Origin of the sequence: Candidatus Pantoea formicae, from assembly GCF_011752625.1 — a bacterium.
Lineage (GTDB): Bacteria > Pseudomonadota > Gammaproteobacteria > Enterobacterales > Enterobacteriaceae > Pantoea > Pantoea formicae.
Genome location: NZ_VWXD01000001.1, coordinates 348,419 through 370,439 on the forward strand (window position 1 = coordinate 348,419; position 22,021 = coordinate 370,439).

At 54.5% G+C, this 22,021-nt stretch carries 26 protein-coding genes and 1 riboswitch; of the genes, 19 read left to right on the top strand and 7 right to left on the bottom strand.

Going from position 1 to position 22,021, the window contains the following annotated elements; all coding sequences use genetic code 11:
• Positions 1-30: 30 nt before the first annotated feature.
• From F3J38_RS01790 to mdcH, 10 genes are all read left to right on the top strand, one after another.
• A complete protein-coding gene (locus F3J38_RS01790; protein ID WP_167134552.1) occupies positions 31-1,041 on the top strand; it encodes a GntR family transcriptional regulator in 1,011 nt (336 codons plus the stop codon).
• A 268-nt stretch (positions 1,042-1,309) separates the two neighbouring features.
• Positions 1,310-1,864 (top strand): hypothetical protein, encoded by a 555-nt coding sequence (locus F3J38_RS01795; RefSeq protein ID WP_167134554.1) that lies wholly within the window; start codon positions 1,310-1,312, stop codon positions 1,862-1,864.
• Positions 1,865-2,305: 441 nt separating this feature from the next.
• On the top strand, positions 2,306-3,961 hold the full coding sequence (gene mdcA / locus F3J38_RS01800; protein ID WP_167134556.1) for a malonate decarboxylase subunit alpha: 1,656 nt from the start codon (positions 2,306-2,308) through the stop codon (positions 3,959-3,961).
• Positions 3,961-4,818, top strand: a complete 858-nt coding sequence (locus F3J38_RS01805) for a triphosphoribosyl-dephospho-CoA synthase (protein ID WP_167134558.1) — start codon at positions 3,961-3,963, stop codon at positions 4,816-4,818. The genes mdcA and F3J38_RS01805 overlap by 1 nt, the downstream gene beginning before the upstream one ends.
• Before the next feature lie 9 nt (positions 4,819-4,827).
• Positions 4,828-5,127 (top strand): malonate decarboxylase acyl carrier protein, encoded by a 300-nt coding sequence (gene mdcC / locus F3J38_RS01810; protein WP_084931805.1) that lies wholly within the window; start codon positions 4,828-4,830, stop codon positions 5,125-5,127.
• The gene (locus F3J38_RS01815) at positions 5,120-5,956 is read left to right on the top strand and encodes a biotin-independent malonate decarboxylase subunit beta (RefSeq protein ID WP_167134560.1); all 837 of its coding nucleotides are present in this window, start codon (positions 5,120-5,122) and stop codon (positions 5,954-5,956) included. The genes mdcC and F3J38_RS01815 overlap by 8 nt, the downstream gene beginning before the upstream one ends.
• On the top strand, positions 5,953-6,753 hold the full coding sequence (mdcE, locus tag F3J38_RS01820; RefSeq protein WP_167134562.1) for a biotin-independent malonate decarboxylase subunit gamma: 801 nt from the start codon (positions 5,953-5,955) through the stop codon (positions 6,751-6,753). Before F3J38_RS01815 ends, mdcE begins: the two co-directional genes overlap by 4 nt.
• A gap of 140 nt (positions 6,754-6,893) precedes the next feature.
• Positions 6,894-7,853 carry an AEC family transporter gene (locus tag F3J38_RS01825; RefSeq protein WP_167134564.1) on the top strand — a complete coding sequence of 320 codons (960 nt, stop codon included), beginning with the start codon at positions 6,894-6,896 and terminating at the stop codon, positions 7,851-7,853.
• Positions 7,850-8,464, top strand: a complete 615-nt coding sequence (locus F3J38_RS01830) for a malonate decarboxylase holo-ACP synthase (RefSeq protein WP_167134566.1) — start codon at positions 7,850-7,852, stop codon at positions 8,462-8,464. Before F3J38_RS01825 ends, F3J38_RS01830 begins: the two co-directional genes overlap by 4 nt.
• Positions 8,461-9,366 (top strand): malonate decarboxylase subunit epsilon, encoded by a 906-nt coding sequence (gene mdcH / locus F3J38_RS01835; RefSeq protein WP_167134568.1) that lies wholly within the window; start codon positions 8,461-8,463, stop codon positions 9,364-9,366. Before F3J38_RS01830 ends, mdcH begins: the two co-directional genes overlap by 4 nt.
• Here mdcH and F3J38_RS01840 read toward each other — a convergent pair.
• The 6 genes from F3J38_RS01840 to F3J38_RS01865 form a co-directional block, all read right to left on the bottom strand.
• Positions 9,342-10,295, bottom strand: a complete 954-nt coding sequence (locus tag F3J38_RS01840) for a LysR family transcriptional regulator (protein ID WP_167134570.1) — start codon at positions 10,293-10,295, stop codon at positions 9,342-9,344. The two genes, mdcH and F3J38_RS01840, sit on opposite strands and share 25 nt — an antisense overlap.
• 264 nt (positions 10,296-10,559) lie before the next feature.
• The gene (locus tag F3J38_RS01845) at positions 10,560-11,399 is read right to left on the bottom strand and encodes a metal ABC transporter permease (protein ID WP_370661716.1); all 840 of its coding nucleotides are present in this window, start codon (positions 11,397-11,399) and stop codon (positions 10,560-10,562) included.
• Positions 11,389-12,252: an iron/manganese ABC transporter permease subunit SitC gene (sitC, locus tag F3J38_RS01850; protein ID WP_167134574.1), complete on the bottom strand. Its 864-nt coding sequence runs from the start codon at positions 12,250-12,252 to the stop codon at positions 11,389-11,391. The genes F3J38_RS01845 and sitC overlap by 11 nt, the downstream gene beginning before the upstream one ends.
• Positions 12,236-13,021, bottom strand: coding sequence for a manganese/iron ABC transporter ATP-binding protein (locus tag F3J38_RS01855; protein ID WP_167134576.1), 786 nt, complete (start codon positions 13,019-13,021; stop codon positions 12,236-12,238). Before F3J38_RS01855 ends, sitC begins: the two co-directional genes overlap by 17 nt.
• A complete protein-coding gene (locus F3J38_RS01860; RefSeq protein ID WP_240155895.1) occupies positions 13,018-13,881 on the bottom strand; it encodes a metal ABC transporter substrate-binding protein in 864 nt (287 codons plus the stop codon). The genes F3J38_RS01855 and F3J38_RS01860 overlap by 4 nt, the downstream gene beginning before the upstream one ends.
• A 276-nt stretch (positions 13,882-14,157) precedes the next feature.
• Entirely contained in the window at positions 14,158-14,691 is a 534-nt protein-coding gene (locus tag F3J38_RS01865) for a helix-turn-helix domain-containing protein (protein ID WP_240155870.1), read from the bottom strand.
• 154 nt (positions 14,692-14,845) lie between these two features.
• On the opposite strand from F3J38_RS01865, the gene F3J38_RS01870 reads away from it, so the two are divergent.
• Genes F3J38_RS01870 through F3J38_RS01880 form a run of 3 tightly spaced genes read left to right on the top strand, consistent with a single transcriptional unit; the run spans position 14,846 to position 16,827 of the window.
• Entirely contained in the window at positions 14,846-15,628 is a 783-nt protein-coding gene (locus F3J38_RS01870; RefSeq protein ID WP_084931795.1) for an aldolase, read from the top strand.
• 23 nt (positions 15,629-15,651) lie between these two features.
• Positions 15,652-16,545, top strand: coding sequence for a dihydrodipicolinate synthase family protein (locus F3J38_RS01875; protein WP_167134582.1), 894 nt, complete (start codon positions 15,652-15,654; stop codon positions 16,543-16,545).
• Positions 16,546-16,596: 51 nt separating this feature from the next.
• Entirely contained in the window at positions 16,597-16,827 is a 231-nt protein-coding gene (locus tag F3J38_RS01880) for a glutaredoxin family protein (RefSeq protein ID WP_167134584.1), read from the top strand.
• 65 nt (positions 16,828-16,892) lie between these two features.
• Here the strand turns inward: F3J38_RS01880 and F3J38_RS01885 are convergent, their stop codons facing one another.
• A complete protein-coding gene (locus F3J38_RS01885; protein ID WP_034830445.1) occupies positions 16,893-17,330 on the bottom strand; it encodes a 6,7-dimethyl-8-ribityllumazine synthase in 438 nt (145 codons plus the stop codon).
• Positions 17,331-17,493: 163 nt separating this feature from the next.
• Positions 17,494-17,613, top strand: a riboswitch (TPP riboswitch).
• 117 nt (positions 17,614-17,730) lie between these two features.
• Between F3J38_RS01885 and F3J38_RS01890 the strand changes: the two genes are divergently transcribed.
• From F3J38_RS01890 to F3J38_RS01915, 6 genes are read left to right on the top strand one after another with little or no spacing between them, the layout of a single operon-like run.
• The gene (locus F3J38_RS01890; RefSeq protein WP_167134586.1) at positions 17,731-18,675 is read left to right on the top strand and encodes an FAD-dependent oxidoreductase; all 945 of its coding nucleotides are present in this window, start codon (positions 17,731-17,733) and stop codon (positions 18,673-18,675) included.
• Complete coding sequence (thiS, locus tag F3J38_RS01895; RefSeq protein ID WP_167134588.1) at positions 18,659-18,856, top strand: sulfur carrier protein ThiS; 198 nt, start codon at positions 18,659-18,661, stop codon at positions 18,854-18,856. Before F3J38_RS01890 ends, thiS begins: the two co-directional genes overlap by 17 nt.
• Positions 18,857-18,859: 3 nt before the next feature.
• Complete coding sequence (locus tag F3J38_RS01900) at positions 18,860-19,618, top strand: thiazole synthase (RefSeq protein ID WP_167134590.1); 759 nt, start codon at positions 18,860-18,862, stop codon at positions 19,616-19,618.
• Positions 19,619-19,627: 9 nt separating this feature from the next.
• Positions 19,628-20,593 (top strand): HesA/MoeB/ThiF family protein, encoded by a 966-nt coding sequence (locus F3J38_RS01905; protein WP_167134592.1) that lies wholly within the window; start codon positions 19,628-19,630, stop codon positions 20,591-20,593.
• Positions 20,590-21,303 (top strand): ABC transporter ATP-binding protein, encoded by a 714-nt coding sequence (locus tag F3J38_RS01910; protein WP_167134594.1) that lies wholly within the window; start codon positions 20,590-20,592, stop codon positions 21,301-21,303. Before F3J38_RS01905 ends, F3J38_RS01910 begins: the two co-directional genes overlap by 4 nt.
• Positions 21,287-22,021: an ABC transporter permease gene (locus F3J38_RS01915; protein ID WP_167134595.1), complete on the top strand. Its 735-nt coding sequence runs from the start codon at positions 21,287-21,289 to the stop codon at positions 22,019-22,021. Before F3J38_RS01910 ends, F3J38_RS01915 begins: the two co-directional genes overlap by 17 nt.

A 22,021-nucleotide genomic window follows, 5' to 3' on the forward strand; every position in this document is an offset into this window, starting at 1 on the left:
ATGTAGCTGGATGAACACAGGACCCCAATTATGACAATACGCATGAACAGCGCTCAGGCGGTGAAGGAAGAAACCGGTTCTGCGCGTTATGAAATCATTCGCCAGGTTTTACATAACATCTTGTTGCAGCAGCGTATCCCGCAAGGTCTGGTTTTGCTTGAAGGGCCGTTAGCCCAGTTATTTGGTACCAGCCGAGTGCCGGTTCGGCGCGCACTGAGCCTGTTGCATGAAGAGGGATTGATTGCTCGTTTTGAAGGGCGCGGCTTCATTGTGGCGCAGGATGCAGAAACGGTGGAGCCGATTCGCATCGCCCTGACACGAGAACTGTTTGGTCTTGATGAACAACAGGAGTTGGTTGATACCCGCAGCAGCGGTGAGAAGGTGCTGGAAAATCTGCAAATTGTACTCTCCACCGCCATGGTTTTTGGTTGTTATCAGGTCGATGAGCAAAAGGCAGCGCAGCATTACAACATTAGCCGTTCAGTCATTCGAGAGAGTTTAATGCGCCTGCGCGATAAAGGTTTAGTAGAGAAGGAGCCTTACTCACAGTGGTTGACCGGTCCGCTAACGGCGCGTGAAATAGCTGACCACTTTGAAATTCGCGCCAGTCTGGAACCCACGGCTTTACGTAAAGCGGGCCAACATCTTGCGGTGGATTGGCTCACGGCGTCGCTGGAAAAAACGCAAAAATATAAAGGCAAACAGCTGACTGCCGCCGAGCTGGAATGGTTAGAAGAAGACTTGCATGTTCGCTGTCTTGAACCCGCCGGTAATAAGTTGATGATGCAAATTCTACGACAGAATCAGTCTCCCTTTATCGTGACGCGGATTTTTTACGATCTGTTGGCGATCCCCGTTGAAACCGCCATGTTAGAAGAGCATTGCCTGGTGTATGAGATGTTGTTGAAAGGAAACTGGGATCTGGCTGCTGCTTGTTTACGAGATCACCTTGAACGCGCGCAAATAAGAACGCTTCAGCGTTTAAAAGTATTATCGGTATTGCCCGTGCCGGAGTTGCCTGCTTTTATGGAGCCTCATTAATGTCTACATTCACTTAAATTTGCACTGATAACATTGAAGGAAATGGTTTCAAGTTTTAACTTAATCACGGTGCAGAAGTAAAGAGCGGATGATACAGACAAGGGAGGAGTGGTATAAATGGGTGGCGTAAGATTTTCGTCAGGAGATTGAAATTAAATTGAAATACCCATGCATTTTTTATTGTTATGGGTGTAAGGTTAAAAAACTACATAGCAGCAATATACTAAATAATAATTTCTAAGCGAAAAAGCTTGGTCTGGGTATTATTGTGCCACTCAAAAACGCCAGGGTATTCCATATTGGTTTAACCTCGCTCATTGTTTACTCTGATTGCCGATTCACGACACTCGGTTTGTCAGAAACAATGATGGCGAGGTTTCCGCAGCAGCATCAATCCAGCATCATCATCGTTAACGCCTGTTCGACTTCGCTTGAAACCAAAGTATCAGATGTCTTCAGATTGCGAAAAATGTATGGCGACAGTGCCCATATTTTTGTGCTGACCAGTGACAAGGAGAGCTTTGAAATATATCAAGGTATCCATTTCGTCTCGCTATGCGTGCCGCTCAATGAATTAATGTGCTATATCATGAGTGCGGTAATCATGCATGACAATCGTCCGGTTAAGTTGTCATTGCAAAGTTTGCAGATCATTTATATGAAATCCCTTGGGCTGGAGATTGAAGATATCGCATTGCTGATGCAGCGCAGTCGCTCAACCATTAAAAATAATTTTTCCTACTGCAAACGGCGATTACATATTAAGAGTGCTTTTTCAGAGCGCGCATTAATCTATATTGCTAAAGGTATTGTCACAAAATAATAAGGCTGCTTATGTCTGCTGTGAATTTATTAGGCTTGTCGCTTATTTTATGTTTGATTGTTATTTATTCTGTTTATGCCATCGTCCACAGTAAAAAGAAAAAACGCTTCCACAACCGTCGAAAGGTCAGCCTGCCGCGACCGAAGTTGACACCGTCTAGCAGACGCTAAACATGTCATGCGTAATAGGTTGATTAAGCGCCTGCTATACATGCATTCCAACTGACCAGCTGCCAGACAATCATGGGCACCTCATCAGGTGCCCTTTTTATTGCTCACAAATTTCCCTGCCAATCGTTGATCGACCGCAAAATTCTCTCACCTCAATCATTACTCTCAGGCTAACGATCAGCCCTTGAGGTTGATTGATGAGATCACCACCAAAGACCACACTTTCCTGCGTTGACGTAATCAAGCGATTCGCTCATTCAGGAGGTTAGTCATGTCATCAGGACAAAAAGGGGCGCGAGTGTGGAATACGCGCCGCACGGAAAAACAGCGGCGGCAGGCGTCTTTGTCGGTGCAGGGAAAAGTGTTACCCACCGATCAAATGGTTGAGATGCTGGAACGGCTTATTTCACCGGGTGACCGCGTAGTGCTGGAAGGTAACAACCAGAAACAGGCCGATTTTCTCTCTCGCATGCTGGCACAGGTTAACCCGCAAAAAGTAAACCACCTGCATATGATCATGCCGAGCGTTGGACGCAGTGAACATCTCGACATCTTCGAAAAAGGCATCGCCCGTAAACTCGATTTCTCCTTTTCCGGTACGCAAAGTTTGCGCATTTCGCAGCTGCTGGAAGATGATCAGCTGGAAATCGGCGCCATTCATACCTATATCGAACTCTACTCCCGTCTTTATGTCGATCTGGCACCCAACGTTGCACTGATTGCCGGTTACAAAGCCGACCGTAAAGGCAATCTCTATACCGGTCCGAGCACCGAAGACACCCCTGCATTAGTCGAGGCCGCGGCTTTCCATGACGGAATTGTTATCGCCCAGGTTAACGAACTGGTCGATGATGAGTGTGATTTACCGCGCGTCGATATTCCCGGCTCGTGGATTGATTACGTGGTGGTTGCCGATAAGCCCTTCTTTATCGAGCCGCTGTTTACTCGCGACCCTCGCTTGATTAAGCAAGAGCATATTCTGATGGCGATGATGGCCATCAAAGGCATCTACGCCGAGCATCAAGTGCAATCACTTAACCACGGTATCGGTTTTAACACCGCCGCCATCGAACTGTTGCTGCCGACCTACGGTGAACAGCTCGGTCTGAAAGGCAAAATCTGCAAACACTGGACGCTGAACCCGCATCCCACGCTGATCCCGGCGATTGAAAGCGGCTGGGTAGAGAGCGTGCACTGCTTCGGCGGTGAGTTGGGGATGGAAGAGTATATCCGCGCACGTCCGGACATCTTCTTCACCGGCTCGGACGGTTCGATGCGATCCAACCGTGCTATGTGCCAGCTGGCAGGGCAGTACGCGGTTGACATGTTTATCGGCTCGACGCTGCAGATTGATGGGCTAGCAAACTCCTCTACCGTCACCCGGGGTCGCCTCTCTGGCTTCGGTGGTGCACCGAATATGGGCCACGATCCGCATGGCCGCCGACATGCCTCTGCGGCCTGGCTGGCAATGAAGAATGGCGATGATGCCATGACGCGTGGACGCAAGCTGGTGGTGCAGATGGTGGAAACCTTCCAGGCGGGCGTGAAGCCGACTTTTGTCGAAAAACTCGATGCCATTGAGGTCGCAAAAAATGCCGGGATGCCACTGGCACCGGTGATGATCTACGGCGACGACGTCACCCATGTGCTGACGGAAGAGGGCATTGCCTACCTCTATCGTGCCCAGGATCTCGAAGAACGCCGGGCGATGGTGGCCGCCGTGGCCGGTATCACCGATATCGGGTTAGGTGTCGATGCCAAACGTGTCGCCGAACTGCGTTGCAGCGGCAAAGTGGTGTTCCCGGAAGATCTCGGCATTCGCCGCTCTGATGCCACCCGTTCGTTGCTAGCGGCCGGTAGCGTGGCCGATCTGGTCGAATGGTCTGATGGCCTTTATAACCCACCGGCAAAATTCCGGAGCTGGTAATGAAACGACTCGCCCCGCAATCGGTTGAAAGACATCTGCACCAACTGGCCCAGCACGCCACAGATTGCTTGATTGAAGAAGTGAACCTGACGCCCAAACCCGGACTGGTGGATCGTCGCGGCAACGGCGCACATCAGGACCTGACGTTGGCACTGATGGAAGCTTCAGCTCGCAGCCTGACGCCCACTTTCTTAGCCTTGGCACAGCAGAGCTGGTTACGCCCTGCTGATGTGGCACTGCGTGAAACGATTGGCCAACTCGGACGCGAAGGTGAATGTCAGATGATGGCGGCAACGGGCGGTGTTAACACGCATCGCGGCGCCATTTGGGCCTTGGGCCTGCTGGTGAGTGCGGCGGCGATGCTGGGCGGTGATGCGAACAGTGCCTCGCTCTGTGCCACCGCCGCCGAACTGGCACGTTTGCCCGATCGCGCGGCGCCGAAAACCTTCAGCAAGGGGCTCCGTGCGGTGCATCGTTTTCAGGTTCCGGGCGCGCGTGAAGAGGCGCAACAAGGCTTTCCGCACATCACTCAACTGGGGCTGCCGCAACTGCAGCGCAGCCGTCACGCAGGATCTGAAGAAGAAGCGGCGCGACTGGATGCGCTGATGGCCATCATGACGTCACTCTCGGATACCTGCGTACTGAACCGCGCGGGGCTGGAAGGAATGCACAGCATGCAGCGCGGTGCTCATGCAGTACTGCAAGCGGGGGGCGTCGCGCAGGTAGCGGGTCGCGAGGCATTAGAACAATTGGATAGCGCGATGCTGGCGCTAAATGCGTCGCCAGGCGGCGCGGCTGATTTACTCGCCGCCACGCTGTTTATCGACCGCCTGTCAGCATCGCCACTCATTGATTAAGAGGTTGCTATGGAAAAGATAACGTTGTCTTACCCGGCACGTCGCACGCTTAGCGGTCAAGCGCTGGCTGGCGTGGTGGGCTCGGGAGATATGGAAGTGCTTTATCGCGCAGATAACAGCGGCGCGTTGAACGTAACCATCACGACATCGGTTGATAACAGCAAAGCGCGCTGGGATGCACTGTTTAGCCGCCTGAGCGAGTTAACGGAACTGCCAGCCGGTCAGCTACAGATTCATGATTTTGGTGCCACGCCGGGTGTGGCACGTATCCGTATCGAGCAGGTGTTTGAGGAGGTGAATCATGCGTGATGACAGCAGCTTTATTGAATTACGCGCCCGCCAGCGCGCACTGGCTTTGCTCGACAGCGGCAGCGCCCGTGAACTGCTCGATCCCTTTGAGGGTGTGATGTCACCTTGGTTGGAGACACAGGGCATTGTGCCGCAGGCCGATGACGGCATGGTGGTGATGAAAGGCACGCTCAAGGGTCAGCCGACCGTCGTGATCGCCATTGAAGGCACCTTCCAGGGCGGCAGTATGGGCGAAGTGTCTGGCGCGAAGATGGCCGGTGCATTGGAACTGGCGGCTGAAGACAACCGCAATGGCGTGCCAACACAAGCCATTTTGTGTCTGGAAACCGGAGGCGTGCGCTTGCAGGAAGCTAATCTCGGTCTGGCGGCGATTGCAGATATTCACGCAGCCATTGTCGACCTGCGCCAGTACACCCCGGTGATCGGCATTATTGCCGGCACCGTAGGTTGCTTTGGCGGCATGTCGATTGCTGCCGCACTTTGCAGCCATTTGATTGTGACGCGTGAAGCACGCCTGGGACTCAATGGCCCGCAGGTGATCGAACAGGAAGCCGGCATTGATGAGTATGACTCACGCAATCGTCCGTTTATCTGGAGCATGACCGGCGGCGAGATTCGCTATCAAAGCGGGCTGGTCGATGCGCTGGTCAATGATGGTGTGCAAGCCGTGAAGCGTGCCGTTGATGATGCGCTAGCACGGGGCGTGCCCGCTCAGCATCGCAGCGAAAATTACGCCTTCTATCTTGATCGCTTAAGCCACTTCGATACCGCACAACAGGCCAGCACGGCCACTATTCATCAGCTTTTTGCTCCGGAGGTGAAATCATGAGCGCACCTGTCAGTCGTGGTGAGCTATGGCTCAATCATTTGACCGCTAATGCGGCTCGTCGAGAAGGGCTCTGCCCTTCAGTACAGGTTGCGGATGCCGATCTCAATGGAGAAATCGCGCGTTTTATTGCTGTGGTACCCGATGCCAACAACCGTTATCCGCGCGCTGCCAAAGGTGAAGTGGGATTGTTGGAAGGCTGGACCTTGGCAAAAGTGGTGCAGGAAACATTGGCTGAGGACGCCGCAAGTGCCGTTAAACGCCCCATTATCGCGGTGATTGACGTACCCAGTCAGGCCTATGGCCGCCGGGAAGAGGGTTTCGGTATTCACCAGGCTTTGGCGGGTGCAGCAGGTGCTTATGCGCAAGCGCGCCTGGCTGGGCATCCGGTGATTGGACTGATCGTTGGTAAAGCCATGTCTGGCGCTTTCCTCGCGCACGGCTATCAGGCCAACCGACTGATCGCTTTTAACGATCCCGCCGTGCAGGTGCACGCCATGGGCAAAGACTCTGCCGCGCGTATCACTTTACGTACCGTGGAGGCGTTGGAGCAACTGGCCGCCAGCGTGCCGCCCATGGCGTATGACATCGGCAATTACGCCTCCTTGGGGCTGCTGTCGTCGCTACTGGATATTGCGAATCCGGATGCCCCCGCAGCGGAGGAGGTTGTGCGCGTCAGAACCACTTTAGCGGAAGCGATTGACGATACGCGTCGTGTGCCAGGCAGAGGTTCACGGTTGGCGGCGCCGAATCGCCGCAGCTCAGCACTGGTGCGCGAGCGTCTGCGCGCAAGTTGGTAACACCATAATAATAAACAGTATTAAATCAACCTGCCGGCTGTCAGTATACCGGGCGCACGCGGCGTCCGGCCTCTGCGGCAACTGATAAATTCAACACCATCGCGTCAGTACTCACTCTTTTAATAACAAACAGGTGATTTATGACTTACGTGATTCTGCATGCGCTTGCCCCGATCTTTATTGTTATGTTGCTGGGGGTTTGGGCGGGCAAAGCCAAAATGGTTGATAACAAAAATGTCTCTTTACTCAATATCTTCGTTATGGATTTTGCCTTACCCGCCGCGTTGTTTAGCGCGACGGTACAAACCCCCTGGAGCGGGATAGTGGCGCAAATGCCGCTGATTGCGGTATTAACCTTAGCGATGTGGATTGCTTACGCGGTGCTCTATTTTGTCGCCACCAAGCTATTCAACAAGTCTCCGCAGGACGCGGCAGTACTGACGTTGACCGTAGCGCTGCCCAACTATGCGGCATTGGGTCTGCCGATCCTTGGCAGCGTGGTGGGAGAAGGTTCTGCGACATCACTCTCTGTGGCGGTCTCGATCGCCTGCGGTTCGGTGCTGATGACACCCTTCTGCCTGCTGATTTTGGAACGAGAAAAAGCGCGCAGCGCGGGGGAAACACAACGCTCAACCCTGGCCATGTTACCGGTGTTAATGTGGCGTTCGGTGAAAAAACCGATTGTTTGGGGACCTCTGCTCGGCGTGGTGCTGTCGGCGATTGGCATTAAAATGCCGGATTTGGTGCTGGCCGCGATTAAACCGCTGGGCCTGGCGGCGACCGCTGCCGCACTGTTCCTGACTGGGGTTATCCTCTCGGCACGACAGCTGAAAATCAACAGCATGGTGATCAGCTCAACCGTCACCAAACTGCTGATTCAGCCCGCGCTGGCATGGGGCATTGTGCTGCTGTTTGGCTTGCACGGCACGGTGGCCATCACCGCAATTCTGATGATTGCGTTGTCGGCGGGTTTCTTTGGTGTAGTGTTTGGCAATCGCTTTGGAGTTCAGTCACCGGATGCTGAAGCGGTGCTGTTACTGAGTTCGCTGCTGTCGATTCTGTCACTGCCCCTGTTTATTAGCTTAACTGCAGGAATTTGAACATGAATATCCGCCCACACGATCTGCTCTGGCTCCACGCTGACGCAACACTGCTTGCTATAAAGGAGAGCTGGGTCGTGCAGCAGTGGTCGCCGCAACAGCCGGTGGTGGTGCGGCGTGATGTCGTTCAGCAGGGCACGGTTCCGATTGGCGTACGCGGGGAGGCGCGCCATCAACGCGCGGCGGGCTGGGTGCGCATGCAGGATGTGGCGCGCATTGATGCGCCAGAGGACCTGGTTGCGCGCGCGGCAACACATCGTTTTTACGCTTTGCCCACGGTGCAGGCGCTGCATCAACTGCAACAGCAGCGCTGGTCGTGGCAGTGGGGGGTGACGGGGAGCACCGGTTTTGCCTTGGCAACGTCATTGCCGGTGCTGCACGCGGAGAGCGATCTCGATTTGCTTATTCGCGCACCACAGCCGCTCCATCCCGATGAATTGACAGTGTGGCAGCAGCAACTGCTCCAGTTACCTTGCCGTGCAGATACGCAGATAGAAACGCCTTACGGCGCTTTTGCTCTTAACGAATGGTTACGCAGCGGGCGGGTGTTACTAAAAACGGCCCATGGCCCGCGACTGACCGATCTTCCCTGGACGGAGGAAAATCGATGAAAACCTTGTTCACCTTTCCCGGCCAAGGCACGCAGCGTGTGGGCATGTTGCAACACATACCGCGAGATGCAACCTGGCAGGTGGCGCAGGCGGTGCTGGGGGAGGAATTAACCCAACTGGATTCCGCCGCCGCGCTGCAACACACTCGCGCGGTACAGTTGGCTCTGTTAATCGCTGCGGTATCGGCTGGACGACAGCTGATCCATCACGGCGTGCAGCCCGACATAGTGTGTGGGTTGTCCATCGGTGCTTACCCTGCGGCGGTGATCGCCGGTGCGCTGGATTTTGCCGACGCACTGCAACTGGTGGCGCTACGCGGGGAGTTGATGGAGCAAGCCTATCCACAAGGCTATGGTTTAACCGCCATCAGCGGCCTAAACCTCGCACAGATGGAAACCCTGGTGGATAATCGCACCAGCTTCATTGCCAACATTAACGCCGAAACACAGATTGTGATTGCCGGTAGCGATGCGGCAATGGCAGCCGTCGCGCAGCAGGCGCTGGAGCAGGGGGCACAACGCGCGCATCGGCTGGCGATCAGCGTACCCTCCCACTGTGCTTTACTCGATCAACCAGCACAGCAATTGAAAGCGGCAATCGACCGCATCACCTTGCAACGTCCGCAACTGGCTTATTTGAGCGGCAGCAGTGCACGGGTTATCTGGCAGCCGGAACGTATCGCGGAGGATTTAGCGATGAACATGGCGCGCAGTGTGCGCTGGCATGAAGCGATGGTGGCGGCGCGAGAACGCGAGGTGCGTCTTGTCATTGAGATGCCGCCCGGTGAAGTCCTCACGGGATTGACCCGTAGTGTGCAGTGTCAGGGGGAGTGCCTTGCCTTAGAACGCAGCGGCGATGAATTGGCGCTGCGTCTGTTTCAGCGGCTCGCCAGCGCGCGCTGAGCTTTTTCCTGCAAACTCAGCGCAAACATGCGGCCTTCTGCCACTAATGCCAACAGGTTTGGATCATGTTCGCGGTTGCGCGGAAATACGATGGCGATGTGCTGGCGCATTTGATACGGCTCCGCCAGCCGCAGGAAACAGAGGTCGTTCTCATATTGTTTACGCATCCTGCCCGGCACCAATGAGTAGCCCATACCTGCCTGCACCAGACTTAACATCGAGAAGATATCGTTGACGCGCGTGATGATGTTGGGTTCGAAACCTGCCACGTGGCAGGCTTCCTGAAACCCGGCGAATGTGGCAAATCCCTCCGCCAGTGAGACAAAGGGCTTGTCGCTGTAGACTCGCAGGTCTATGTCATCCTGCTGGCGAGTGCTGTCACCAGGCGGCACGGCAAGGAAGATATCGTCCTGAAAAAGCGCCACTTGCTCAAATACCTTGTCATCAATCTCTGCTTCGCTGACCGAAATGATGATGGCATCAAGTTGGTTATCTTTAAGTGCGCGCAGCAACAACTCGTTGGAACCCATGGTGAGGTTCAACTCTAACTCTGGGCGGCGCAGTTTCATTTTCATGATCAGTCGTGGCACGGTTTCCAGTGACAGCGAATAGAGCGTGCCGACACGCAGATTACCCAACCCAATACCCGCGGTACGCCGGGTTTCATCGATACCCTGACTGAGTGTGGCCAGTGCTTCGCGGCTGTATTCCAGCAATGTCCAGGCCGCTGGCAGTGCCACTAAGTTGCGGCCTTTATGCTCAAACAGTGGGCAGCGCAGACTCTCTTCCAGCGTGTGCAGTGCACGGTGTACGCTGACGGTGCTGATGCCTAAGGTTTCTGCGGCTCTGGCGAGGTTTTCACTTTCCATGTAGCAGGCAAAAATGAGCAGCTTGCGCACGGTGAGATCATTATCGAGGGTGAGTTTCATGCAGGATTCACATCGTTATCGGAGCTGCCAATATAGCGCCTTATATGACCCGGTCGCCATAGATGACGACCCTACGATTGTTGCCGATCGCTTAAGCAAAAAAGTGCGTCTATAACTCAGTGCGCATGAATGCGCACCCTACGAAAATCGCACCGAACAATGTTGGGTCGCCATTAATAGCGACCGAAACGCGCTTAATTACCCCGCATTAGCCGTGAGATCGTCTGTGATGACTAGAAATTTCAACGCTGCCGAACTGTCCCTTTATGCGTGCCTGACAGGCCGTTGCCGATCGCGCCATGTCACGCCAATAAAGGTACCGACAAACAACAGGCTGTATAGCACCACAATCGTTGGACCTGGCGCGCTATCGAGGAAGAACGAGGCGTAAACGCCACACAACCCTGTCAGAGTGGCGATTAACACCGCTAACAGCATCACCTGCAAAAAACGTCGTGCCAGTAACAGCGCAATTGCGCCGGGAGCGATTAACATTGCTATCGACAAAATCACGCCCACTGACTTCAGCGCAGCGACAATGGTCAGCGCGATCAAGCACAACAGCCCATAGTGCATCAGATGTCCATTGATGCCGCAGGCTCGTGCCTGTTGCGGATCAAAGGCATGCAGCAGCAGATCGCGCCATTTCATACTCAGCAGAATCACTACCAGCAGCGCAATCAGCGCCGTTTGTACGATGTCAGACCAGGCAATCCCCAGCATATCGCCGAACAGGATATGGTCGAGGTGCACTTCCGGTTTCAGTTTCAAATAGAGCACCAATCCCGCACCGAACATGCCTGAGAATACAATGCCCATCACCGTGTCGGGTTTAATGCGGCTATTCTGGCTGATAAATCCCGTTGCGAGCGCACACAACATGCCAGCGATAAAGGCGCCAATCGCATAGGGCAAGCCTACCCACCACGCCAACACCACACCGGGGAAAACTGCATGACTCATCGCATCCCCCAGCAGTGACCAGCCTTTGAGTACCAGGAAAGCAGAAAGCATGGCGCACGGCAGCGATAACAGCAGCGTAATAATCAGTGCCATATTCATAAATTCGAACTGGAATGGGCTTAATAACAACTCACTCATGATGCTCATTCTCCTGAGCCTGGCGCGCACGACGCCGAGAGGCTAGCACGCCATGCTTAGGTGCAAAGGTAAAGGCCAGCAGGAATACCAAGGTTTGCGCGACCACAATGACGCCTCCGGTGGCGCCGTCGAGGAAATAGCTGCTCCAGGCACCCAGAAAACTGGTGATGCTGCCAATGGCGACGGCGATCATTAACAATCGCGGAAAGCGGTCGGTCAGCAGATAAGCGGTCGCGCCGGGGGTGACCACCAGACAAATCACCATAAAAGCGCCGACGGTTTGCAGCGCTGCGACCGTAGAAGCCGCGAGCAGGGTAAAGAACAAAATCTTGAGCGCGGTGGTATTTAAGCCCAGTGAACGCGCGTGGCTCTCATCGAAGAAGGTCACCATGAGATCTTTCCACTTCAGCAGCAATAGCGTCAGGGTAATGACACCAATCGTGCCGAGCTGCCAAATATCAGCGGGGGCAACGGCCAGAATGTTGCCCAGCACAATAGTTTGAATATTAACGGATGTCGGATTGAGCGACACCAGAAAAAGCCCGATGCCAAAGAAAGAGGAGAAGATCAGCCCGATGATGGCGTCTTCTTTGAGACGGGTGCGCTGGTTGAGAAACAGCATGCTGCCTGCTGCGAGGCCGCCTGAGAGAAAGGCTCCCAGCGAGAAGGGAAGCCCCAGCATATAAGCGCCAGCTACGCCCGGCACGATTGAGTGCGACAGCGCATCACCAATCAACGACCAACCCTTTAGCATTAAAAAGCAGGAAAGGAAGGCACAAATCGCCCCGACCAGCGCGGCGATCCACATGGCATTCAGCATGTACTGATAGCCAAAAGGCTCAATAATCCACGACATGCTTGGCTCCGGACTGTGCACCTATCTTCAAGAGTAATGCGGCGTTTTTTTGCTGTAATTCGCCATCAAAGGTGCGCGCCAGATTGGTCGCCGTGAAAGTGTCGGCCAACAGGCCGCTGGCCAGCACGGTGTTTTTGACCAATACGCAGCGATCGCAAAAATCTGGGATGGTGTTGAGATCGTGCGTTGAAACCAGCATCGTGCGGCCTTCATCACGCAATTCCTGCAACAGTCTGATAATCGCCGCTTCTGTTTTGACATCCACGCCGGTGAAGGGCTCGTCCAGCAGGATAATTTGCCCGCTTTGTGCCAGCGCGCGCGCCAGAAAGACGCGTTTTTTCTGTCCGCCTGACAATTCACCAATCTGACGATGGCGGTAATCGAGCATGCCAACCCGCGTTAGCGCCTCATTCACGCTGCGTTTATCGGCGGCCCGTGGAATACGCAGCATGTTCATGTAGCCGTAGCGGCCCATCATCACCACATCTTCCACCAGCACCGGAAAACTCCAGTCCACCTCTTCGGATTGCGGAACATAGGAGACGATATTGCGTTTCAGCGCGGCTTTGGCGGGCATCTCCGCCAGCGTCACGCTGCCCGTTGAGAGTGGCACAAAGCCCATGATGGCTTTAAACAGCGTGGATTTTCCGGAACCGTTGACGCCCACCAGCGCGGCAATGCTGCCCGATGGCACGGAAAACGATGCCTGACGCAACGCGGTGTGGCCGTTGCGATAGGTCACGCTGACATCCAGCACGTTAAGGGTCATGATTTGCTCCCAGCAGTGATGCCTTTCGCCACGGTATCGGTAGTGACGCGCAGTAAATCAAGGTAAGTCGGTACCGGTCCATCGCTGTTGCTGAGTGAATCGACGTAAAGCACGCCGCCATAGTGGATACCTGCTTCACGTGCCACCTGTTCGGCTGGTTTAGCTGAGATGGTGCTCTCGCTGAAGATGGTCGGGATCTGGTTGGCTCTCACCGCGTCGATCACTTTGCGCACCTGCTGAGGTGTGCCTTGTTGGTCGGCATTAATTGGCCAAAGGTAGAGTTCTTTGAGTCCCAGGTCACGGGCGAGGTAAGAGAATGCACCTTCACTGGTGACTAGCCAGCGTTGATTTTCCGGAAGTTTATCAATGACAGCGCGCATCGGTGCCAGCGTTTGCTGAATTTGCGCTTTATAGCGCTCGGCGTTGGCCTGATAAATATCTGCGTTTGCTGGATCGTATTTTTGCAGCGCATTACGAATGTTATCGACGTAGATGAGTGCATTATCCGGCGACATCCACGCATGCGGGTTAGGTTTTCCATTGTAGGGCCCTTCGGTGATGCCCAAGGGTTGGATGCCCTCGGTTACCGTCACCTCAGGCACATTTTTCAGACGCTGATAGAAGCGACTAAACCACAGTTCAAGATTAAAGCCGTTCACCAAAATCAGATCTGCTCCCTGCGCACGACGAATATCCCCCGGCGTGGGCTGATACTCATGGATTTCCGCGCCGGGTTTGGTAATCGACGTGACCTCCGCCGCATCCCCCGCCACATTTCTGGCCATGTCAGCAATGATAGTGAACGTGGTGACGACCTTGAGTTTTTCCGCGGCAAACACAGGGGCGCTGAAACAGAGCATTAGCAGCACAGCAGGTAACAGGCGTTGGCGCAACATGGTGAACTCCCTTTAATATAGCTTGTGCTATACAATATAGCAGATGCTAATTATGTGAAGTGTTTTTGTTCGATTCCTGCGATCAACAGCAAAAATTTACCTAACCTGAAAATTTAGTGAGAAAAACCTACAGAATGGCGAGATGAACGCATCTACAGCAGCGGCGCGATCTCTCGCGCAAGCGGTGTGCCGCTGCCAGGGCGTGCGTGATACGAAGGGGAGAGTGATGTCGAGATTGGGTTACTCTTCGGTATTGATCACCACCAATACCTCTGCCTGCACTTCGCCCAGCGAGCGGATACGGTGCGGTTTCTGACCATGAAATGCCAGCGAATCGCCGCAGTGCAGCGTGATCAGTTCATTGTCAAAATCGACTTCAATGGTGCCTTTATGTACAAACATAAACTCTTCACCGAAGTGTTCTTTAAACGCTTTGCCGGAATATTCGGCATCGGGGTAGAGCATGAAAGGGAGTTGCTTGCGCTTACCGACTTGCTTGGTCAGCACCACATAAGCCGATTCATCACCTTCGCTATTACTGGCTAAACGCTGACGATCGTCACCGCGCACCAGGCTGTAAGCCTGTTGATCGGCCTCATCAACGCAGAACAACTCTTCAACGCTGACGTTGAGCGCCTGTGAAAGTTTAAGCGCGGTGGCGATTGAGGGTTTACTCAAGCCGCGTTCCACTTTCGACAGATAGCTTTTGGTCATGCCGGTTTTTAGCGCCAGCGCATCCAGGCTCACGCCCAACTTTTTTCTTAATACTTTCATGTGAATGTTCATTTTCACCAACAAATTTCAAACAATGCGATTGCCAATGACACACTGTGTCATGTAAGTTGTTTTGTGTCATCTGGCGCGATGCTTTTCCTGTCCGAAAACCCTAGCGCGTTGATGTGTGTTGCCATTTTCACAGGATACCAATATGCCTAAGACATTAGAAATTTCTAAAGACGAACTGGTGCGTCAGGCGATCCAGCAGATGCAGGATAATCTGGCTGACAACAGCTGGAGCATTCGCGAAAAGCTGGCCCTTACCTGCCGCATTTTGTTTGAACATGGACATGATTCGGGTCTGGCTGGCCAAATCACCGCGCGTGGTCCACAGCCAGGAACGTACTACACCCAGCAGCTTGGGCTAGGCTTTGATGAGATCACCGCCAGCAACTTATTGCTGGTGAATGAGGATTTGGAGATCCTCGAAGGGCAGGGCATGCCTAATCCGGCTAATCGTTTTCACAGTTGGGTTTACCGTGCACGCCCTGATGTGAATTGCATTATCCATACCCATCCGTCCCACGTTTCGGCGCTGTCGATGTTGGAAGTCCCGTTGCAGATTTCGCACATGGATCTCTGCCCGCTGTATGACGACTGCGCGTTTCTTGAAGGCTGGCCGGGCGTGCCTGTCGGCAACGAAGAAGGCGACCTGATTGCGGGTGCACTGGGCGATAAGCGCGCCGTGCTGCTGTCACATCACGGACAGCTTTCCACCGGCGCGACGGTGGAAGAAGCCTGCTTTATAGCCGAACTGATTGAACGTGCTGCGCGTCTGCAACTGCTGGCGATGAGTAGTGGCACGATTAAACCGATCAAACCCGAATTAGGTCGCGAGGCGCACGACTGGATTTCTCGTCCGAAGCGCTACACCGCTGCTTTCAACTACTTTGCGCGCCAGATCCTACGTCGCAGCAACGATTGCCTTAACTAAAAATTAAAAACGGGAGCACAGCCATGTCTTCATCTGCACTGCATGGAATTATCGGATACACCATCACGCCTTTTACCGCAGGCGGCCTGGCACCAGACCTGAAAGCGCTTGGGACTTCAATCGATCGTATGATTGAAAGCGGCGTACACGCTATCGCCCCACTGGGTAGCACCGGCGAAGGGGCCTACCTCAGCGATGCTGAGTGGGAGCAGGTCAGCGAGTTTAGCATCAAGCGGGTTGCGGGGCGCGTACCGACCGTAGTCAGCGTCTCAGATCTCACCACCGCCAAAGCTGTACAGCGCGCGCGTTTTGCTGAAGCGCAAGGCGCGGATGTGGTGATGGTGTTGCCCGCGTCTTACTGGAAGCTGAGCGATGACGAGATCCTCGCGCATTACAAAGCGATTGGCGAAAGTATCAGCGTACCGATCATGCTGTACAACAACCCGGCCACCAGCGGTATCGACATGTCGGTCAGTTTGATCATGAAGATCGTGAAGGCGGTAGATAACGTCACCATGGTGAAAGAGAGCACCGGCGATATTCAGCGTATGCACAAGCTGTATCAGCTCAGTGACGGGCAGATTCCGTTCTACAACGGCAGCAATCCGCTGGCGCTGGAAGCCTTAACCGCGGGCGCGAAAGGCTGGTGCACCGCTGCGCCAAACCTGATTCCGCAGCTCAATCTCGATCTCTATGCCGCCGTGCAAAACAACGATCTGGAGCAGGCGCGTCAGTTGTTCTATCGCCAGTTGCCGCTGCTGGAATTCATTTTGAAAGGCGGCTTGCCTGCCACCATCAAAGCGGGGCTGCGCCTGACCGGTTTAGAAGTGGGCGATCCCCGTTTGCCGGTTTCACCACTGAATCAAGCGGGTTGCGAGCAACTGTTGCAAACGCTGAAAACCTTGAACGTATTCTGAGCCCGCCCTCGCGGGGATTTCATCGCCAACACCAAAAATGAGGAAGTGATTATGTCTAACGTTCGTTATTACCACGCAGGTTGCCCGGTGTGTGTTTCTGCTGAACAAACGCTGTTAGGTCTGCTAGATCCAAAAGTCCAGGTGGAAGTTGTGCATCTGGGTGAGCAGTCTTCAAGAATCGCGGAAGCGGAGAAAGCGGGAGTTGAATCTGTACCGGCACTGGTTGTTGACGGTCAGGTACTGCATTTGAATTTCGGTGCAGCTATTGCCGATTTAAAATAACAAAATCGCATAAGCTTATTTAATTTCGCGGTGAGGGCCCGCACCGCGAAATAGGGGACGAGCAATTAATCAATCGACAAATTATGAATCGCCAGCGCAGCACGCGCGGCTTCTTTGCCTTTCTTGATAAAGTGTTCGGTATAGAAGTTTTCCAGCACATCGACCGGCTGGAAATTATGCGGCGTCAGTGACACTGAGAATACAGGCACATTGGTGGTCAGTTGCACATTCATCAGGCCATCCACCACAGCGGCAGCCACGAAGTCGTGACGATAAATACCGCCATCAACCACCAGCGCAGCAGCAACGATCGCATCGTATTTGCCCGTCTCCGCTAAACGTTTTGCCAATAACGGCATTTCAAATGCACCTGGAACTTCCAGCACTTTTAATTCTGCTTCAACGTTTTGCGCTTTTAATTCCTGTTCAAAACCGACCAAAGCATTGTGCACAATTTCTTTGTGCCAGCCGGCTTTAATAAATGCAATCCTGATATTTTTCATAATGAATCCGACATCACCTGTAATTACTTGCGCGTGAATAGTAGCAATAATGCCTTTGTATACCATATGTTACGGTTGTGATCCAGAACGCTTGCGTAGCGATAAATGCCTTTATCACATAACGAAATCCACGCTTGACGCCGAACGGTGCCTGCAATACAAATAGACGCGTCGGGGGAGTCTCGCCAAAGAGACTGAGAGGCTAAAAGCGCAATGCGCGGCTTAGCGACCCTTTGAACCTGACCCAGTTGATACTGGCGTAGGAAGACTGACAGCGTATTGTCTACGTTGTCTGGCGCAGAGGATCGCTCGCGCTCTCTTTCCCTCCTCCTGTATCTGCGGGTCTCAGCGAAATCTGAGAGGCCGATGTGAACTCCCTTGATATTCCGGAACCACAGCAGTGAGCCGCTGGACGGTATTAGGCTGCGGCGTGGCGGGCCTGTGCGTGGCAACCTTGCTGGCTGAGCGCGGTGAAGAGGTCAATGTCATTGGCGATGAACGCCATCAACCTGCGTCCTGGTTTGCGGGTGGCATGCTTGCGCCCTGGTGCGAATCTGAAAGTGCACCGCAAGAGGTTATCTCCCTCGGGCAACACTCCGCTGCCTGGTGGCAGCAGCGGGTCAGCAGCGTGACACACCAAGGCACGCTGGTGGTCGCACCGCCACGCGACAGCCAGGAACTCACCCGCTTTGCGCGTATGACGGATCAGCATCAATGGATCGATCCTGGTGAGATTGAGCCCATGCTGGAAGGGCGTTTTGCGCGCGGGCTTTTCTTTGCGCGCGAAGCGCACCTTGACCCACGCCTCGCCCTGACAGAAATGCGTGAAAAACTGCTGCAGCGCGGTGTGCGTTTTGCTGCGCAGCAAACGGGTGGGCGTGTGATTGACTGTCGTGGGATTCACGCCAAAGGTGAATTAGCCAGCCTGCGCGCGGTGCGCGGCGAAATGGTGATTCTGCACAGCGATGAAGTGCAATTCTCGCGCCCGATTCGTCTACTGCATCCCCGCTTTCCCTGCTATCTGGTGCCGCGCCGTGATGGCCACTTTATGCTCGGTGCCACCATGGTGGAAAGCGATGATGCCAGCCCCATCAGCGCGCGCGCCATGATGGAACTCTTGAGTGCAGCCTATGCCATTCACCCCGCACTAGCCGAAGCACGTGTGGTGGAAAGCGGCAGCGGCCTGCGTCCGGCTTATCCGGCCAATCTGCCGGAAATCCGCTATCAAAATGACACTTACTATCTTAATGGCATGTATCGCCATGGTTTTCTGCTGGCTCCGATGATGGCAGAACAGTTGATGCAACGCCTTTTCGGGGAACAACAACATGAACATTCAGCTTAATGGCCGGGCGATCCGCACCGAGGCTAAAACACTCAGCGAATTGCTGATCGAACAGCAAATTGACGCTGCCTGCGTCGCCAGTGCCTTCAATGGTCAATTTGTGCCGAAAAGCCAGTACAGCAACCAGACGTTAGAAGAGGGTTGCCAGCTGGAAGTGTTATCACCGATGCAGGGAGGTTGAGCCATGTTCTACGATTTTGCACCGCAATCTCGCTTCCTGCTGGGAACCGCTGGGTATCCCTCACCGGCCGTTTTGCAACAGGCGATAGCCGCCTCGGGCACCGACATCATCACCGTCAGTTTACGGCGTGAAGGAGCAGCAGGTGCGGCATTCCGTGAGCTGCTCACGGGATTGAATGTGCACGTGCTGCCCAACACGGCTGGCTGTCACACGGTTAAAGAAGCGGTGACCACTGCACAGATGGCGCGCGAGCTGTTCAATACCTCATGGATTAAGCTGGAGGTGATCGGTCATGCCGATACGTTACAACCCGATCCGTTCGCGCTGGTCGAAGCCGCGCGCATCTTGTGCGCAGACGGTTTTCAGGTATTTCCGTACACCACTGAAGATTTGATTGTCGGTGAAAAATTACTGGAAGCGGGCTGTGAGCTCCTGATGCCGTGGGGCGCGCCGATTGGTTCCGGCCAGGGATTACGCAATATCGAGGGCTTGCGCGCGATGCGCGCATGGTTCAGCGATATTCCGCTGATTATTGATGCAGGAATCGGCGCACCTTCCCAAGCCGCGCAGGCGATGGAGATGGGCTTCGATGGCATATTGCTGAATACCGCAGTGGCGAAAGCGGGCGATCCGGTCGGCATGGCGGAGAGTTTCCGCTTAGCGATTGAAGCAGGCCAGGCCGCGCGTCGTGCCGGTTTGATGGAAAAGCGTGATATGGCAGCGGCTTCTACACCGATCTTTGGCCTCGCCAACCTGAGTTAAGGAGCCATCATGGATCGCTATCAACGGCAGATGATGCTGCCGGAAATCGGGGTGGCCGGGCAGCAAAAATTAGCGGCAGCGCGCGTGCTGGTTGTCGGTGCCGGAGGCTTAGGCGCCACGCTGTTACCGCAGTTGGTCGGTGCGGGCGTCGGTTTTATCCGCCTGTGTGATGATGACGAGGTGGCACTGCATAATTTGCATCGCCAGACCTTGTTTACCATGCAGGATATTGGATACGCCAAAGTGGAGCGTGCACAGCTGGCGTTGCAGCAGCGTAATCCTGAGGTGGAACTGGAAGCGTTCCGGCATGCACTCAGTGGCAGCGATTTGCCACACATCCTCAGCGATATCGATGTGGTGATTGATGCCGCAGATAACTTCGCCGTCACTTACCCACTCTCTGACGCCTGTTTACAGGCCAGTATTCCCTTTATCAGTGCATCTGTGTTGGGCCGTCAAGGTTATGTAGGGGGCTTCTGCGGTAATGCCCCGAGCTATCGTGCGGTCTTTCCCTCTTTGCCTTCATCTGCCGCCAACTGCAACACCGCTGGGGTTATGGGACCGGCTGTGGCCACCTTGGGTGCGATGCAGGCGCAGATGGCATTGAGCGTACTGCTGGGCTTACAGCCCTCGCCGCTGGGATGTGTGGTGAACTGCGATTTCGTTAACTGGCATTTTCGTCAGTTCCGCTTCGACGGGGCCGAAGAGCCAGAACAGGCCGTGCCCTTTATCGATCAAAAACAGTTGGCGGCGGATGATTGTGTGGTCGAATTACGCGGTCTGGAGGAAGCGCCGGAGAGTGTGGCAGCAAAGGTAGAGCGCATTTTGCCGCAGGCGCTCGCACAATGGCAGCCACCGCAGGATCAGCGCATTGTGCTGGTGTGTGCCAGCGGCATTCGCGCGGCTAAAGCAGCAGCGGATTTGGCACAACGCGGCTTTACGCGTTTGGCTATTTTAGCGGCGCGTCGTCCATGAATACGATTGGTTTTCATGATGTCACCTTTGGCTGGGGCGAAAATGCCCTGTGCGAACGACTGAATCTGCAACTGCGCGGTGGGAAAACCACGGTGTTTCTGGGGCGCAGTGGCATTGGCAAAAGCACGCTGCTGAGACTGGTCGCAGGATTACTGCAACCGCAGCACGGCAGTATCACTGGCTTACAGGATAAGGTGGCGTGGATGGGGCAGCAGGATCTGCTCTATCCGTGGTTAACGGTACTGGAAAACGTCATGCTTGCGGCGCGCCTGAACGGGGAGAAACCGGATCGTCACCGCGCGCTAGCACTGCTGGAGCAGGTGAAACTCAGTGAGGTGGCGGAGTCACCACCCAGCCAGCTTTCAGGTGGCATGCGGCAACGTGTCGCACTGGCACGTACCCTGTATGCACAGCGTGACGTGGTGCTAATGGATGAACCTTTCGCCACACTTGATGTAATGACCAAACTTAGCCTACAAACCCTGACCGCCACGTTGTTGAAAGGCAAAACGGTGTTGCTGGTCACCCACGATCCACTCGAAGCTTGCCGTATGGCTGATGACATTGTGCTGCTGCATGACCAACCGTTAACGGTGGAAGCTTGGCCGGTGCCAAACGGTGATGTGCCACGTCAGCTAGTCGATCCAGGCCTGTTAAAAGCGCAGGCCGAACTATTCTCACGACTGAATCAAGATGAAAAAACTCTATAGCGCGATTTACCTGATCGCGGTGCTGCTTTGCGCGTGGTTACTAGCCAGACGAAGCGGTGTACCGGAATTTTTACTGCCTTCTCCGGTGGCGGTGCTCGAAGCCTTGTGGATGCATCGCCAACTGCTGCTGCATCACGCCCTTTACACGCTGGCGGAGATCGTCTTGGCGCTGCTGCTGGGGGTAGGGACAGGCGTGATTCTGGCGGTACTGATGGCGGGTAGTCAGACGTTACGTCGCCTGCTCTTTCCGCTGGTTACCGCCAGCCAGGCGATTCCAGTGTTTGCCTTGGCGCCGCTGCTGGTGCTGTGGCTGGGCTTCGGCATTGCGTCAAAAGTGGTGGTGGCCGCTCTGATCGTTTTTTTCCCGCTCTGCTTATCACTGTTCGATGGATTGTGCCGCACGCCATCCGGCTGGCTGGAGCTGGCAAAAACCATGAATAGCTCACGCGTGAAGCTGTTCTGGCATGTGCGCTGGCCTGCGGCATTACCGCAATTTTTTTCTGGTTTGCAGATGGCAGTGGTGCTGGCACCCATCGGTGTTGTGATTGGAGAGTGGGTTGGGGCTAGCGAAGGGCTGGGCTATCTGATGATGCAATCCAACGCCCGCCTGGAAACGGCCACCAGTTTTGCTGCTCTGCTGTTGCTATTAATTCTGGCACTGCTGCTCTCTGGCAGCGTGGCATTTATTCGTAAAAAACGCCTCTGGCACTCAACATAA